The organism is Streptomyces sp. KM273126 (genome assembly GCF_004337435.2).
GTDB lineage: Bacteria > Actinomycetota > Actinomycetes > Streptomycetales > Streptomycetaceae > Streptomyces > Streptomyces acidicola.
The window spans coordinates 6,384,001-6,398,248 of sequence record NZ_SJXB02000001.1; the positions used below are offsets into that span (position 1 = coordinate 6,384,001).

The following is a 14,248-nucleotide window of genomic DNA, read 5'->3' on the forward strand; positions in this document are numbered from 1 at the left end:
TCCGCCGTCAGAGGGGTGTCGGGGTCCTTCCGGGGAGCAGCCCTCTTGCCTTGACGGCCTGCCAGAAGCCCGCCGGGAGCGGGTGGTTCAGGTATTCGACGCTGTCGGCGACCTCCTCCGGCGAGCGGGCGCCGACCACCACGCTCGTGACCGCGGGGTGCCCGAAGGGGAACTGCACGGCCGCCGCCAGCGGTGGCACCCCGAAGTCCGCGCACACGGTCAGCAACGCCTGCACCTTCGCCGCCAGTTCGGCGGGAACCGTGCCGTACCCGTGAGGTGCGCCCGGACGGGGGTCGGCGAGCAGCCCCGACTGGTAGACGCCCGCTGCCATCACGGCGACACCGCGCTCGGCGCACAGCGGCAGCAGCTCGTCGAGCCCCGACTGGTCGAGCAGGTTGTACCGCCCGGCCAGCAGGACGCAGTCGGGCCCCGGAGGAGCGGCCGCACGCAGGAACGCCGCGGCGACCGGCGCGTGGTTGACGCCGATCGACACCGCGCCGATGACGCCCCGCGCCCGCAGGTCCGCCAGAGCCCGGTAGGCCTCGGAGACGGCGGTGGTGAAGTCCTCGTCCGGGTCGTGGACGTGGAGCACGTCGACGCGGTCGAGCCCCAGCCGGTCCAGGCTCTCCTCGACGCTGCGCATCACCCCGGCGTACGAGTAGTCGAGGCGGGGCCCCACGCCGGGCGGCGGATCCGCCCAGATGGATTGGGTGTCGGTGCCTCCCGGCTCGATGATCCGGCCGGCCTTCGTGCAGAGCACGTACGCGTCACGCGGCCGGGTCGCGAGGGCCGCGCCGGTGCGGGTCTCCGAACGGCCGTAGCCGTACACGGGTGCCGTGTCGTAGAGCCGTATGCCCAGCTGCCAGGCGCGGTCGAGCGTGGCGGCGGCCTGGTCCTCCGGGACGGGTGCGAAGAGACCGCCCAGTGACGCCAGGCCCAGACCGAGACGGCTGACCCGTAGTCCCGTCCGGCCCAGTGGTACGAGATCGTCGGCCCGCATGACGGCCCTCGCGCGGGTCAGGAGCCGGGGCGGCGACCGCTGCGCCACGGTCTCGGACCGGCGCCGTCCGGGCTCGGCTTCGGTGATGGACCGCCGGCCGGCCACGGGCGCTCTTCTGCCCTCGTCGCCCGGTCCAGACGGCCGTTCCACGCTGTCCGGTGCTGTTCGCTCGTTCGGGATCACATTGTACGGACGGAACCCGAGCCCGGTTTGAACTCTCGGGTCGGCGGCCTCGTATCACTCCACGGGGATGGCGGGAGACCGCGTGCACGGAAGGAGAGCAGTGTGTCGACACCGCCCGAACCGGGACAGACGGTGAGGCGTCGCCCGATCGAGCCCACGTATGTCATGCGCCGCCGCCGGACGGAGGCGTTGGCGGAACTGCTGCGGGAGATGGAGCAGGACCGCGCGAAGGCCGAACTGGAGGGCCGCCCGGGCCCCGATCCGGACGAGGCCTACGAGGCGGTACCCGTCGCACCGGCGCCGGCGGCGGAACCCGCCCCGCCCCGACTGGAGGAGTCCGCGACCGAGGAACTCCCGCCCGTCCAGATGGGGGAGAACTTCAGCGCGGGCTCAGGTCCCGGACCGGCGCGTGAGCGCCCCTCCACACGCCGGGCGGGCGGCGTGGATCTGCGCCGCGCCGCGGTCGTCGTAGGTGTGGCCGCGGCAGCCCTGATCGGCTTCGGCGTCGCCCTGCTGGTGCCCGGCGGCGACGTGAGCGACGAGGCGGGCACCGGCACCCCGACTCCTGCCCCGACGGCGACGACACCCAGCGCCGCACCACCACCCCAGCAGGCGGTCGACCCCGACGGGCCCGGCACCCTGCGCGAGGGCGACACCGGCCCGGAGGTCACCGAACTCCAGCAGCGGCTGCGCAAGATCCCGAACGTGTACGACAACGGCTCGACCAGCGGCACGTACGACGCCACGCTCACCGAAGCCGTCGCCCGCTTCCAGCTCTGGTACGGCATCCGGGGCGACGAGACGGGTGTCTACGGCAACGACACCCGTCTCGACCTGGAGTCCCGCACACAAGCCTGACGGAGGAGCGTCAGCTCCTGGTCAGCCGCACCGACAGACCGTTCGCCGTGAAGACCTGTTCGGCCCGCCAGCCCTCGGCGGCGACGGTGACCTCGGCGAACCGGCCCTGAAGGGACCGCGCCCCGATGACCGCCACCGTGCTGCCGGGGCGCGGCGACCGACGAGGGCCGAACCGGACCACCAGGGCACTGCCCCGCTCCAGGACCGCGCGGCCGTCCACGACGAGGGCGGGGTCGGTGCCCCGGCCGAGGGTGACATCCAGCGTGCCGGACTGCGTGTAACCGCCGTGCACCCGGACGGTGTTGTCGCCCGTCGCCAGTGTGCCGCCCGCCACCCTGACATCACCGCGGCCGAACGCCTCCTTCGAGGCCGCCGCCAGCACGCCCGCCTCCACCGTGGTGCCGCCCGTGTACCGGTTGGCACCGGACAGCGTCAGCGAGCCGCTGCCGCTCTTGACCAGGCCGCCGGGCCCGGAGATGTCGTTGTGCCAGGTGTCGGCCGCGCTGAAGCCGCCGTCCGCCGCGTCCATCGTCACGTGCACGTCCGCCTCGAAGACGCCGTACCCGTCGGCCGCCGCGAACAGGTTCAGCCGGCCCCACTGCTCCCAGCCGTCCAGCAGCACGTACCCCGACGGCAGAGCCGTCGTCCGCAGCACCTCGCGCCGCTGCGCCGCGTCCAGGTACGGCAGCCGCGTCTCCAGCAGCACCTCCGCGCCCTTCGGCACGGTCAGCGGCGTGGAGCGGCCGTTCCGGGTGAGGACGTACGTCAGCCGGGGCGCGACCGCGCGGGCGTTGGCGGCCCGGTCGGCGTACGGGTCGCTGTCCGCGCCCGCCGCGTGCGCGTACGCGTACAGGGTGTCCGCCGTCGTGCCCGTCCGCTGCTGGAAGTAGGCGGCGGCCTGCTCCCGCGCGGCGGCCTTCAGTTCGGCGTTCTTCGGGTCGGCGAGCGCGGCGGCGGCCAGGGCCGTGGCCATGACGCGGCCGCCCACGACGTCGACCGCGGAGTGCATGCCCGACACGATGCGGGTGTGGCTCAGCTCGAAGGCCCGGGTCACCAGCTCCTGGAAGCGCTCCGGCACGGCGTACGCGAACGCCAGCGCCGCCAGGTGGAAGGCATTGGTGTGGCCGCTGGGGAAGCCGCCGTCCTCCTCGCCGCTCGTGCCGCGCTGCCGCAGCAGCTGCGGAGCGACGAACACGGCGGAGTCGTACACCGGGAAACCGAGCGTGTCCTTCTCTCCGGTGTCGACGACCTCGCTGTCCTCGTTCATCCGCCACGGACGCGGGTACTGGAAGGCGAACTTGGCCGGGTTGCCCGAGGCGAACGGGCCGCGCACGGTGTCGACCAGCTGGGCCACGGTGCCGAGCGCGGAGTCGTACGAACCGGCGCCGAGCGCGGAACCGGCGGGCGCGTCGGCGGGCACCGCATCGTTGATCTTGCCCGAGGGGGTGGCGTCCGGGGCACTCGTGATCGAGGTGACGGCCCTGGCGCCCGACCTGTACAGCTCGGCGAGCGGGCCCAGGCCGGCGATCATCGCGTAGCTCTGGTGCTGCCGGTCGAAGACGAACGCCTCGCGGGCCTGCGCGTCCGTGCGGCGTTGGGTGACACGCTCGCAGTACCGCATGTTGGCGCGCAGCACCTCGGGCAGGAGCGGGGTGCCCGTGTTCCACTCGGCGCCGGTCTTCCACACCTCGGCGAAACCACCGAGCGCGCGGACCACCGCGTTGGTCTCGGGGGTCTGATTCGAGACGACGTTGGTGGTGTAGTCGTCGACGAAGGCCGCGGGGGCCGTGGCGGCCCGGGCTCCGGGGGCCTTCCACCAGGTGGCGACGGTGGGAGCGGCGAGGAGACCCGCCGAGGCGCCGAGTGAGTTCCTCAGGAAGCCACGCCGGTCGACGGTGTGGTGCCCGGCAGATGACGGCATACGAGTGCCGCTCCTTTCACGGTGAACGAACTTCGGGCAGAGACTGGGGGCGACGCCTGACCGGCCCATGGCCGCTCGCCGACGCGGTGGTGTTCAGCGGGTGACCGGTCGAAGGAGGGACTGCGCGAGTGCCACCGCTCCCTCGACCGGCGCCAGGTCGAGCGGGCGGGGCCGCGCCGACGGCAGGGCCGCGGCGAGGGCGGAGGCGAACGCCTCGTAGAGGGTGGGCTGGGCCAGGACCGTGCTGCCCGCGATCACGACGTCGCCGACGAAGACACCGCGTTCGGCGAGCCGGACCACGAGCGCGGCAAGTGCGCGGCCCCCGTCGGCGATCACCTCGCGGGCGATCAGGGAACCGTCCTCGGCCGCCGCGAACACGGCCGGAGCGTGCCGCCCCCACTCGGCCGACACGTCCGTGGCGCTCTCCAACGCCGCGCCCAGAGCCGGTACTTCGCTCACTCCGAAGGCGGCGACGAGCCGGTCGGCCAGCGCGTCGGGAGCCTCCCCACGATCATGCGCCGCCCAGACGGCGCGTACCGCCTCACGGACGAGTCCGGCGCCGCCGCCCTCGTCGCCGAGCACGGCACCCCAGCCGCCGACCTGCACCGGGCTGCCGTCGGCGAGCCGGCCGACCGCCACCGAACCGGTTCCGGCGACGAGACCGACGCCGTTGTCCAAGCCGGCGGCGGGCACGAGGAGTTCGGCGTCTCCGACGACCAGACAGGGCACCTGGAGCCGCTCCTGGAGTGCGACGCGGACGGCCTCGCACTGCCGTGGTGTCTCGCAGGCGTGGCCGCCCACCGCGACGGCGGACGGACGCGTGCCGGAGGGCAGGGCGTCGTGGACCAGCGCGGTCAGCCACGCGGCGGCGGCCACCGGGTCGTGCGGCCGCCATCCGCTGCTCGTGCGGACGTGGTCGGCGACGGAACCCGTCCCCGCGCGGGCGCGGAGATGAGTCTTGGTGCCGCCCACGTCGATACCGACCGCGAGGGGCGTGGAATCCTGCACGGAGCCTCTTTCGTCGTTGCGTTGGCCTGCGACGGTGGGCGAACCGTGCCTGGACACACAGGACTGAGGGGTGCTCGGGAAGCCCCGGGACGGGCCTCTGCTGGGTGCGGCAGGCGAGTACCGCTTGACTTCGTTAGGAAATTAACTAACCAATTAGGGTGCGTCAAGCGTTCGGACCCGAATGCCGAACGAACCCGTGCGGCCCGAACGCCGTGGTACGACTGGGGAGACCATGCACCTGAGCGAGAGCGCCCGCGCCGTATTCGCCGTACTGGCCGCGGCGGGCACGGCCACCCGACCCCAACTGGCTTCCGGGGCGGGCCTTTCCAAACCGACCGTCTCCTCCGCCGTGGCCGAGCTCGAGGCCGCCGGACTCGCCGCCTGCTCAGGTACCGCCTCCGGCGGCACCGGCCGTTCCGCCGCCGTCTACGGTCTCGGGTCGGCCGCCGGCGCCGTGCTCGCCGTCGACCTCGGGCCCAGCCGTACCCAGGTACGCGGCTGTGCCCTGGACGGCACCCTGCTCGCCCAGGGCACCGGCTCCCGGCCGGACGCCGCCGGCGTCGTCTCCAAGGTCCTCTCGGAACTCCCGGCCTACGCCCCGCTGCGCGCCGTCGTCGTCGCCGTCGGCGACGTCACCACGCAGGACCGGGAGGGCACCGGAGAGCGCCCGGCGACCGCCAAGGCCGGCCCCGCCTTCGACGCCATGGCCGTCGCCCTGCCGCCCGGAGTGCCCGTCCACCTGGAGAACAACGTCAACTGCGCCGCGCTCGCCGAACTGCACGAGGGCGCCGCCCGCGGCCGCGACACCTTCGGCTATCTGCGGATCGGCGTGGGCATCGGCCTCGGGGTCGTCATCGGCGGCCGGGTGCTGCGCGGAGCGAACCACGCCGCCGGAGAGGTGGCCCGGCTGCCGTACCCGTGGGACGAGAACCGCGAGCCACGCCACGAGGGACTGGAGGAGCACCTGGGAGCGCGCTCCCTGCTGCGCCGGGCGGCCGACGCCTGGCAGGAGGCCGACGGCCCGTGCCCCCGTACCACTGAGCGGCTCTTCGCGCTCGCCGACACGGGACACGCCAGAGCGTGCGACGTCGTCGGCCGTCATGCCGCCGACGTGGGCCGGCTCGCCGCCGCGGCGACGGCCGTCCTCGACCCCGGCCTGATCATCCTCGGTGGCGACGTCGGCTCGAACCCGCAGCTCCTGCCCGGTGTCCGGGCGGAACTGGCCCGGCTGAGCTGGCCCACCGAGGTCCTGAGCAGCGCCCTCGGTGACAGCGGCACCGTTGTAGGAGCCACCGAACTGGCGGTCGCCCGCGGAATCCAAACCGTGACCGATGGGGTGCCAGTGAAGCATTGACGGACTCCATCGGCGTCTGTCAATGTCCGGACAAGCGCTTTCTAGGGCCGGCGGGACCCGGCCCCGGGCGAGGTACTCGACCGTACGGTGTACGGCGAGCCGTACGAGGGCGTGCTCGTACGGGCCGGGCCAGGACGACGGCCACGGACCCCTTGCCGCCAGGGCGGCGCGACCGGGCGAGGTCGCATGCCGAAGAGCGCAACCCATACAGATACCCGAGCCGCTGACCGGCCGCGGGATCCGTCACGCACATCCAGGGAGGACCCGGTGGGTCACCAGATCTCGCGCAGAACCCTCTTCCGCACCGCGAGCGGCCTCGCCGTCGCGGGCGCCCTGGGCAGCTCGCTCAGCGCCTGCAGCGGAGGAACCGGCGCCGGCAGCACCAGCAGCGACCTGACCATGACCTGGTGGGGCAGCGACGACCGCCACAACGCCTACAAGAAGACGCTGAAGTACTTCCAGGAGAAGAACCCGAAGATCAAGATCCGGGAGACCTACTCGGGCTACGAGGGGTACTTCGACAAGTTCAACACCAACGTCGCCGGCGGCAGCGCCCCCGACCTGCTCCAGATGGACACCGCCCTGGTCGCCCAGTACGCGCGCAAGGGTGTCCTCGCCCCGCTCGACTCCTACGTCGGCAAGACCCTGGACCTCACCGGCTTCTCCAAGACGCTCCTCGCGGCCGGCACCGTCGACGGCAAGCTCTACGGCGTCCCGTCCGGCATCGGAGTCAACCAGCTCACCGTCAACCGCAGCGGCCTTGAGCAGCTCGGCCTGAAACTGCCCGACCGCGAATGGACCTGGGCCGACCTGAGGAAGACAGCCAGCGACGTCCACAAGAAGAGCGGCGGCAAGATCTACGGCGTCGACGACGGCGGCGGCTCCACCCTCCAGTGCTTCGAGATCTTCGCCCGGGAGAAGGGCCAGCAGTTCTTCTCCGACGACGGCAAGAAGGTCGGCTTCACCGCGGACACCCTCCAGGAGTGGTGGGAGTACTGGGCCGAGATGCGCAAGGCCAACGCCTCCCCGCCGCCGGCGATCACCTCGGCCGCGCACAACGACCTCACCAAGAACGCGGTCGTCATCGGCAAGGCCCTGTTCACCTTCGACTCCGGCGTCTACGGCGCGGGCGGCTCCATCACCGACGCGCAGCTGGACTTCCTGCCCACCCCGCAGGGCGATTTCTCCGGCGCCCGCGAGGGCAACTTCGTCAACGGCGGTGTGCTGCTGAGCGCCACCAAGGCCAGCAAGAAGGTCGCCGACTCCGTGAAGATCATGACGTTCTTCGCTCAGGACGAGACGGCGATCAAGGACATGCAGCTGCTGCGCGGCATCCCGCCGACGGAGAAGGCCCGCAACCTGATCGCCTCGGGCCTGACCGAGACGGACAAGCTGAACATGGAGAACGCCGACTACATCTCCCAGCGCGTCGGGAAGGCGACCGACGTCCTCGACGCCCCCCAGCCGCCGCCGCAGGGCGCCGACCAGATCTGGGACCTGCTGTTCCAGGCGAACCTCGCCATCGCCTTCGGCAAGAAGTCGATCAAGGCCCAGATCGGCGAGTTCTTCGACCAGGCGGAAGGCATTCTGGGCGGCTAGCCGCGGAGCGCTTCGCTGGAATGGCCGCGAGGTGCCGTCGTTCGTCTGCGCGCATCGTTGTGGCTGGTCGCGCCCACGCGGCGGAGCCGCATATGGCTACAGCCCCGCGCCCCTTGGGGGGCGCCGGTGGCGCCGTACCACTGCAAGTCAGGGAGAGGGCCAGGGAGAGATGAGTATGACCACCGCGACGACCGACGAGGTCATGAAGGAGCCGCCCGCTCAGGCGACCCCGTCCGACCAGCGGGAGCGCGACCGTATGCGGCGCCGCCTCGCCAGACGGCGAGGCGGCGGCTGGTGGCCTTACCTCTTCCTGGCCCCCTGGTTCGTAGGCCTGTTCGGCCTGACGATCTACCCGATGCTCGACTCGCTGTACCTGTCCTTCACCAACTTCGACCTGCTGACACCGGCGCAGTGGGTCGGCCTGGACAACTACGACAAGATGTTCACCGACGACCCGGTCTTCTGGGACTCGGTGCACGCCACCCTCCTCTACGTCCTGGTCTCCGTGCCGCTGAAACTGGCACTCGCCCTCGCGGTGGCCATGCTGCTCAACCGCGACCTGAGGGGCATCGGCCTCTACCGGGCCGCCTTCTACCTGCCGTCCCTGCTCGGCGGGGCGGTGGCCATCGCCATCGTGTGGCGTCAGGTCTTCGGCGGCGAGGGCCTGTTCAACGACTTCCTGGCCTGGTTCGGCATCAAGGGCCAGGACTGGATCTCCAGCCCCGACACCGCGATCTACACGCTGGTGCTGCTGGCCGTCTGGCAGTTCGGCACGCCGATGGTCATCTTCCTCGCCGGTCTGAAGCAGCTGCCGAAGGACGTCTACGAGGCCGCCGCGATCGACGGCGCCGGCAACATCACCCGGTTCTTCAAGATCACCCTGCCACTGCTCACCCCGATCGTCTTCTTCAACGTGGTCCTGCAGATCATCGACGCGTTCAAGACGTTCACCCCCGCCTTCGTCGTCAGCAACGGCACCGGCGGACCACTGAACTCGACCATGCTGTACTCCCTCTACCTGTACAAGAAGGGCTTCACGGACCTCCAGATGGGGTACGCCTCGGCGCTGGCCTGGGTGCTGTTCCTGGTCATCGCCGGCTTCACGGCGGTCAACTTCATCGCCAGCCGCTACTGGGTCCATTACGACGACTGACGTCGTGCCGAGTCCGATCCGCCGCCTGAGCGAGGAGTCCTTCACCCCATGTCCGCCATCACCCCGAACGCGTCGCCGCTGCACAAGCTCCGCTCACTCACCGGCTCCCGTCGCATCTTCGTCCACACCCTGCTCATCGGCGTGGCAGTCGTCATGCTGTACCCGCTGCTGTGGATGCTGAGCAGCTCCCTCAAGCCCGACACCGAGATCTTCACCCAACCCGGGCTCATCCCTAACACGCTGCGTCCCGAGAACTACTCCGAGGGCTGGAGCGGCTCCGGCAACTCCTTCTCCCTCTACATCACCAACTCGCTGATCGTCACGATCGGAGCCGTGATCGGCAACGTGATCTCCTGCTCGCTGGCCGCCTACGCCTTCGCGCGCTTCGAGTTCCGCGGCAAGAAGATCTGGTTCGGGCTGATGCTCGGCACGCTGATGCTGCCCACGCAGGCCGTCCTGATCCCGCAGTACACGATCTTCTACAACCTGACCTGGATCAACACGTTCCTGCCGCTGATCGTGCCGAAGTTCCTCGCGGTGGACGCCTTCTTCATCTTCCTGATGGTCCAGTTCATCCGCTCCATCCCGCGCGAGCTGGACCAGGCGGCCATGGTGGACGGCGCCAACCCCTGGAAGATCTACTGGAAGATCATCCTGCCGCTGATGAAGCCCGCCCTGATCACCACCACGATCTTCACCTTCATCTGGACGTACGACGACTTCCTCCACCAGCTCGTCTACCTCCAGCAGAACGACCGCTTCACCGTCCCCCTCGGCCTGACCCTGTTCATGGACCAGACCAGCGGCTCCTCCTACGGCGCGATGTTCGCCATGTCGACACTCGCCCTCGCACCGACGCTCATCTGCTTCCTCGTCTTCCAGAAGAGACTGGTGGAAGGCATGGCGACCTCCGGCATGAAGGGTTGAGCAGATGCGTCTTCCCCGCCAGCACGGTCGGCTGCACGATCTGCCGTCCGACCCCGCGGCATACGACACGGTCCTCGCCTCCGTCACCGAGGAGGCCCTCGCGCGCATCACGCCGGAGGGCAACCTCGAACACCCCGACGCCCACGACGACATCGGCGACACCTCGCTCGGCATCACCTCGCTGCTGGCGCTCGCCTGGCAGCGCACCCGGGACCCGCGCCTGACGGAGGCGGTACGGCGCAGCACGGAGTTCCACCTCCGGCAGCGGGTCTACACCGAGGACAACCCGGGCTACCCGAACCTCCGGGTACGCGACTCGGGCCTGGCGTACGCCCGTTACGTACTGGAGGACGGCGCCCACCCCATCGGCGACTGGCCGAGCACGGTGTGGGCACTGCTCCAGACGGTGAACGTCCTCGACGCGGCGGAGGGACTCCTCACCGGCGAACAGCGCGTCGAACTGCTGGAGTTGGCGCGCGGCTACTGGGGCTGGCTGACCGAGGCGACCTTCTTCAACCCGCAGGAGGCCGGCAACCAGGCCATCGGCTGCGTGGTCGGCGGCCTGATGCTGGCCCGGCATCTGCGGCCCGCCGAGGCCGGGACGGTCCGCTCGCGCGCCATGGGCCTGTACCTGGACGAGATCCGCGCCCACCGGGTCCGCGACCGGGGTGCGCTGCTGCCCCCGGAGCACCGCGGCGCGTACGACAACAACTACGGCCCGATCTCCCTCTCCTTCCTCGCCCAGGCCCACCGGGTCAGCGGCGAGGAGGTCTTCGCCGAGGACGGGGAGGCACTGGCCCGCTACCTCGACGCACGGCTGTCCGGCGGCGGCTTCGACATCGGCGGCCCGCGCTACAGCGAACAGCACTCCGCCTTCGAGTCCGTCCTCGGCCTGCGCTACTTCGGCCACCGAGTGAGCGCCGACCTCGGCCGCTACCGGGGCGACACCCCCTGGGGCAGGCACGCGGTTCAGGCGGACGGCGGGATCGACGGCCACTTCGCCTTCATGCTGGTCTGGCAGATCCAGGACACGACGCCCTGGCACCGCACCCCGTCACCGGAACCCGCCCGCCACCAACTGCGCGCGGGCTCGGTCTCGGTGGCCTTCGACGACAGGCTGACCCCGTCGCTCATCGAGGCGGCGGGCAGCTACCTCCTGCCCGCCGCCGTCAACCGCCAGCACGGCTTCGGACCGGTCATCGACGGCTTCCTGCTGTGCCGCCCCATGGGCGAGGTACGGGTCCGCGACCTGCGCACGGGAACCCTGAGCGCCAAGCTGGTCACGAAACCGGTCGTCACCCGCGACCACGTCCTGCGCCACGTCCAGTCCCTGTACGTCACGGACGGCACCCGGCTGTGGATGACAGTCGCCGTCGAACGCCTCGGCGGCACACCGTACTTGCTCGCCGGACTCCCGTACGCCGCGGACGACGGCGACCACCTGCGCCGGGCCGCCGAAGCCGAGGTGACCTCGGCGGGCCCGCTACGGCTGACCCATCCGCCCATACAGGGCCCGGACTTCTTCGACGCCCGCTCGGAGACGACCCAGGAACAGGCGGCGTTCGTCCTGGCCGCCGACCCGCGCGGCTACGGCAACCCCGACGAGGGCTGGAGCCATCTCGTGGCCTCCACGGCCTTCGAGGCGGACCCGGCCCCTGGTACCCCGGACGACCTGGACGTCTTCGCCGTCCGCTACGGCCCCGGCGACACCTTCGCCCCCCTCTTCGAGCGTGTTCTGGACGGGTTGGCCGTACGCACCGAGGCGTTCACCGCCGTCATCGGCGACCCGGCGGGCGACGCCCGGGGCGAGCCGGTCCTGACGCTGCGCGGCTGAGGACCGGAGGACGCGTCAGCGACGGGGCGCGGCGTCGGGAGCCTCCGGCCGAACCGGACAGGGCGTGGTCACTGGTTCCGCGGTGCGGCGAAGTGGGCCGTGGCCAGGACGGAGCCGTCCGCGGCAAGCAGCCTCGCCCCGGACACCCTGTCCGGGGCGACCCGCGCGGGAGCTCCCCAGTGCCCCCGGCCGCCGTCGTCGAGGGAGAAGTTCCCGACGTGGATCGACGTGCCGTCCGTACGCTCCAGCCGACAGCTGACCTTCCCGGCCCCCGGATATCCGTCCCCGCTCCGGGAGCCGTATCCGGGCGCGTCGTGGCCGAGGTCGACCGACATGTAGACCCAGCCGGGAGACCCGGGGTAGGCGAAGATCCGGCCCACCGGGTGGCGGTCGGGGGCGAGCAACGTTGCTTCGAGCAGGCCGTGCTCCGAGCCGGTGGCCTCGTAACTCCGCGAGGAGGGAGCCGACGGTCCCTCGACGGCCGTGCGGATGGCCCAGCCACCGAAGCCGAACCCGAGGGCGATCACGGCGGCGGCCGTGACCGAGACGACGGCCCGCGGTTGCCACCGGCGTGCCGACCGGTTCAGGCCCAGCACGTCCGTCACCCGTGTCTCGAAGCCGACCGGCGGCTCGCTGCCCGGCAGGAGGGCGAGCAGTTCGTCGCCGACGAGTGTCAGTCGCTCGACGTGCTCCCGGCAGGCGGGACAGCGGTCCAGGTGGGCGATGGCCTCGGCGCGCTCCTGACCGGGGAGGATGCCCAGCGCCAGCTCCTCGGCGATGGCCCTCAGCCGCTCGCATTCCCTGTCAGTCATGATCGGCTCGCTCGGGTCCCAGAACCGTCCGCAGCTTCCCCATCGCCGCCCTGATCCGTGTCTTCGCCGTGCCCAGGGGTATCCCTTCGAACTCGGAGATCTGCCGTGCGGTCATCCCGTAGATCCCGGCCATGACCACGGCACGCGCCTGCTCACGTGGCAGCTCCGCCACCGCGGCCCGCGTCCGGGCCGCCGCCTCGTCGGCCAGGGCCCACTGTTCGGGCGTCCGGTTCACGATGCCGAGCAGAGCGTCGAGGTCCTCGGGGGAGACCGGGGTCGCCCTGCGCGCTCGGACGGCGTCTATCGCCAGGTTGTGCGCGATGGTCCTCAGCCAGGTCCGTACCGATCCGCGCCGGGTGTCGTAGACCTGCGCATGACGCCAGGCCCGTTCGAAGGTCTGCTGGGCGATGTCCTCGGCGAGCTGGGGATCGTCGACGACGGCGATGGCGATACCGAAGACCATGCGCTGGAACCGGCGGACGAACGCGAGGGCGATCTCCGGGTCGCCCGTCGCCATTCCCGCCAGCAGCGCCTCGTCGGGGACCCGCCCGACCGGTAGGCCCAATCTCCGCATACCAGTGGATACGGCGGACCGCGCCGAACGGATTCCCCCGGTTCCACGCGGGATCACGCTCCCATTCTCCTGCCTGTGCCCGCCGGAAATCCTCTGACGGCGTCCGCCCGTATCTCTCTGGTCAGGAACGATTTCTCACGGAGGGCCGAGACATGGCGACGACGCTCAGGACGTTCATGCGCAGGGACGTCGGGACCGGGCTGGCCGCCGGGGCACTGGCGGGCATCCTCGTGGCGTGCGGAGGCGGAACCGGCAGCGGTGGTGCTTCGGCGTTGTCGGCCCCGGAACGGAGCGGCGACCCGGGGACCATCCGGGTGGACGTGAAGCTGGTCGACTACAAGGTGGAGCCGTCCCGGTCGACGTTGAAGGCCGGTGTCTACACCTTCGTCGCCAGGAACGCCGCCAATCAGGACCACGCCCTGGAGATCGAGGGCCACGGATTGGACAGGCGCACGAAGACGCTGGCCCCCGGCGAGTCGGCGAATCTCACCGTCAAGCTGAAGGACGGCAAGTACGAGGCCTACTGCCCCATCGACTCGCACAAGGAGCTGGGCATGAAGACCGTGCTCACCGTGAGTGGCACCTCCTCACAGGGCGGCGGCACCAACACGGCCGACGGCCATGGCCACTGAGCGCACGGTCGCGCTCGTCGCCCTGCGGCTGGCCGCGGCGGGGACGGCTGCGGCCATGGGGGCGATCCACCTCTACCTCTGGTACGGCGGTTACCGGCATCTGCACGTCATCGGCCCGTTGTTCCTGCTCAACGCGATCGGGGCCGGACTGCTCGTGCTGTCGCTGCTGATCACACCCACCCGCCTCCTTCCCGTGCTCGCGCCCCTGGGAGCGCTTTTCACGGCCGGCACACTCGCGGCCCTGATCGTCAGCCTGACCTCGGGTCTGTTCGGGTTCCGGGAGTACATCGACGCGAACCTGGTCAAGCCGGCCCTCGCCGTGGAAGCCGTGGGCTGCGTCACGCTGGTGGCGCTGGCGTCGCTGAGCAGACGCGGACGGCCCTGACCGATGAG

The 14,248-nt window shown here is 71.1% G+C and carries 13 protein-coding genes; 8 read left to right on the plus strand and 5 right to left on the minus strand.

Annotated elements, in window-relative coordinates; all coding sequences use genetic code 11:
• Nucleotides 1–7: 7 nt before the first annotated feature.
• The gene (locus E0500_RS27295) at nucleotides 8–1,000 is read right to left on the minus strand and encodes an aldo/keto reductase (protein WP_131557786.1); all 993 of its coding nucleotides are present in this window, start codon (nucleotides 998–1,000) and stop codon (nucleotides 8–10) included.
• 285 nt (nucleotides 1,001–1,285) lie between these two features.
• On the opposite strand from E0500_RS27295, the gene E0500_RS27300 reads away from it, so the two are divergent.
• A complete protein-coding gene (locus E0500_RS27300) occupies nucleotides 1,286–2,041 on the plus strand; it encodes a peptidoglycan-binding protein (protein ID WP_181587148.1) in 756 nt (251 codons plus the stop codon).
• Between the two features lie 10 nt (nucleotides 2,042–2,051).
• On the opposite strand, the gene E0500_RS27305 is transcribed toward E0500_RS27300, so the two are convergent.
• Nucleotides 2,052–3,962 carry a phosphatase PAP2 family protein gene (locus E0500_RS27305; RefSeq protein ID WP_131557488.1) on the minus strand — a complete coding sequence of 637 codons (1,911 nt, stop codon included), beginning with the start codon at nucleotides 3,960–3,962 and terminating at the stop codon, nucleotides 2,052–2,054.
• A gap of 93 nt (nucleotides 3,963–4,055) precedes the next feature.
• Entirely contained in the window at nucleotides 4,056–4,970 is a 915-nt protein-coding gene (locus tag E0500_RS27310; protein WP_131557487.1) for a BadF/BadG/BcrA/BcrD ATPase family protein, read from the minus strand.
• 232 nt (nucleotides 4,971–5,202) lie between these two features.
• Here E0500_RS27310 and E0500_RS27315 point away from each other — a divergent pair, with 232 nt between their 5' ends.
• From E0500_RS27315 to E0500_RS27335, 5 genes are all read left to right on the plus strand, one after another.
• Complete coding sequence (locus E0500_RS27315) at nucleotides 5,203–6,324, plus strand: ROK family protein (RefSeq protein ID WP_131557486.1); 1,122 nt, start codon at nucleotides 5,203–5,205, stop codon at nucleotides 6,322–6,324.
• Nucleotides 6,325–6,591: 267 nt separating this feature from the next.
• The gene (locus E0500_RS27320) at nucleotides 6,592–7,923 is read left to right on the plus strand and encodes an ABC transporter substrate-binding protein (protein WP_131557484.1); all 1,332 of its coding nucleotides are present in this window, start codon (nucleotides 6,592–6,594) and stop codon (nucleotides 7,921–7,923) included.
• A 175-nt stretch (nucleotides 7,924–8,098) separates the two neighbouring features.
• Entirely contained in the window at nucleotides 8,099–9,076 is a 978-nt protein-coding gene (locus E0500_RS27325; RefSeq protein ID WP_131557482.1) for a carbohydrate ABC transporter permease, read from the plus strand.
• Nucleotides 9,077–9,124: 48 nt separating this feature from the next.
• Nucleotides 9,125–10,003: a carbohydrate ABC transporter permease gene (locus E0500_RS27330; protein ID WP_131557480.1), complete on the plus strand. Its 879-nt coding sequence runs from the start codon at nucleotides 9,125–9,127 to the stop codon at nucleotides 10,001–10,003.
• 4 nt (nucleotides 10,004–10,007) lie between these two features.
• Nucleotides 10,008–11,837, plus strand: coding sequence for a hypothetical protein (locus E0500_RS27335; RefSeq protein WP_131557478.1), 1,830 nt, complete (start codon nucleotides 10,008–10,010; stop codon nucleotides 11,835–11,837).
• A 68-nt stretch (nucleotides 11,838–11,905) separates the two neighbouring features.
• On the opposite strand, the gene E0500_RS27340 is transcribed toward E0500_RS27335, so the two are convergent.
• The gene (locus E0500_RS27340) at nucleotides 11,906–12,649 is read right to left on the minus strand and encodes a hypothetical protein (RefSeq protein WP_181587149.1); all 744 of its coding nucleotides are present in this window, start codon (nucleotides 12,647–12,649) and stop codon (nucleotides 11,906–11,908) included.
• Nucleotides 12,642–13,223, minus strand: coding sequence for an RNA polymerase sigma factor (locus E0500_RS27345; RefSeq protein ID WP_131557474.1), 582 nt, complete (start codon nucleotides 13,221–13,223; stop codon nucleotides 12,642–12,644). Before E0500_RS27345 ends, E0500_RS27340 begins: the two co-directional genes overlap by 8 nt.
• 152 nt (nucleotides 13,224–13,375) lie before the next feature.
• On the opposite strand from E0500_RS27345, the gene E0500_RS27350 reads away from it, so the two are divergent.
• Together E0500_RS27350 and E0500_RS27355 are read left to right on the plus strand one after the other, a co-directional pair.
• The gene (locus E0500_RS27350; RefSeq protein WP_131557472.1) at nucleotides 13,376–13,855 is read left to right on the plus strand and encodes a cupredoxin domain-containing protein; all 480 of its coding nucleotides are present in this window, start codon (nucleotides 13,376–13,378) and stop codon (nucleotides 13,853–13,855) included.
• Nucleotides 13,845–14,240: a hypothetical protein gene (locus E0500_RS27355; protein ID WP_131557471.1), complete on the plus strand. Its 396-nt coding sequence runs from the start codon at nucleotides 13,845–13,847 to the stop codon at nucleotides 14,238–14,240. Before E0500_RS27350 ends, E0500_RS27355 begins: the two co-directional genes overlap by 11 nt.
• The last annotated feature ends 8 nt before the right edge of the window (nucleotides 14,241–14,248 follow it).

What these genes read in the sequence shown, in the direction of transcription:
- E0500_RS27295 (WP_131557786.1), bottom strand. Translation starts at nt 1,000, where the DNA reads ATGCGGGCCGACGATCTCGTACCACTGGGCCGGACGGGACTACGGGTC.
- E0500_RS27305 (WP_131557488.1), bottom strand. Translation starts at nt 3,962, where the DNA reads ATGCCGTCATCTGCCGGGCACCACACCGTCGACCGGCGTGGCTTCCTG.
- E0500_RS27315 (WP_131557486.1), top strand. Translation starts at nt 5,203, where the DNA reads ATGCACCTGAGCGAGAGCGCCCGCGCCGTATTCGCCGTACTGGCCGCG.
- E0500_RS27325 (WP_131557482.1), top strand. Translation starts at nt 8,099, where the DNA reads ATGACCACCGCGACGACCGACGAGGTCATGAAGGAGCCGCCCGCTCAG.
- E0500_RS27330 (WP_131557480.1), top strand. Translation starts at nt 9,125, where the DNA reads ATGTCCGCCATCACCCCGAACGCGTCGCCGCTGCACAAGCTCCGCTCA.
- E0500_RS27335 (WP_131557478.1), top strand. Translation starts at nt 10,008, where the DNA reads ATGCGTCTTCCCCGCCAGCACGGTCGGCTGCACGATCTGCCGTCCGAC.
- E0500_RS27340 (WP_181587149.1), bottom strand. Translation starts at nt 12,649, where the DNA reads ATGACTGACAGGGAATGCGAGCGGCTGAGGGCCATCGCCGAGGAGCTG.
- E0500_RS27345 (WP_131557474.1), bottom strand. Translation starts at nt 13,223, where the DNA reads ATGCGGAGATTGGGCCTACCGGTCGGGCGGGTCCCCGACGAGGCGCTG.
- E0500_RS27350 (WP_131557472.1), top strand. Translation starts at nt 13,376, where the DNA reads ATGGCGACGACGCTCAGGACGTTCATGCGCAGGGACGTCGGGACCGGG.
- E0500_RS27355 (WP_131557471.1), top strand. Translation starts at nt 13,845, where the DNA reads ATGGCCACTGAGCGCACGGTCGCGCTCGTCGCCCTGCGGCTGGCCGCG.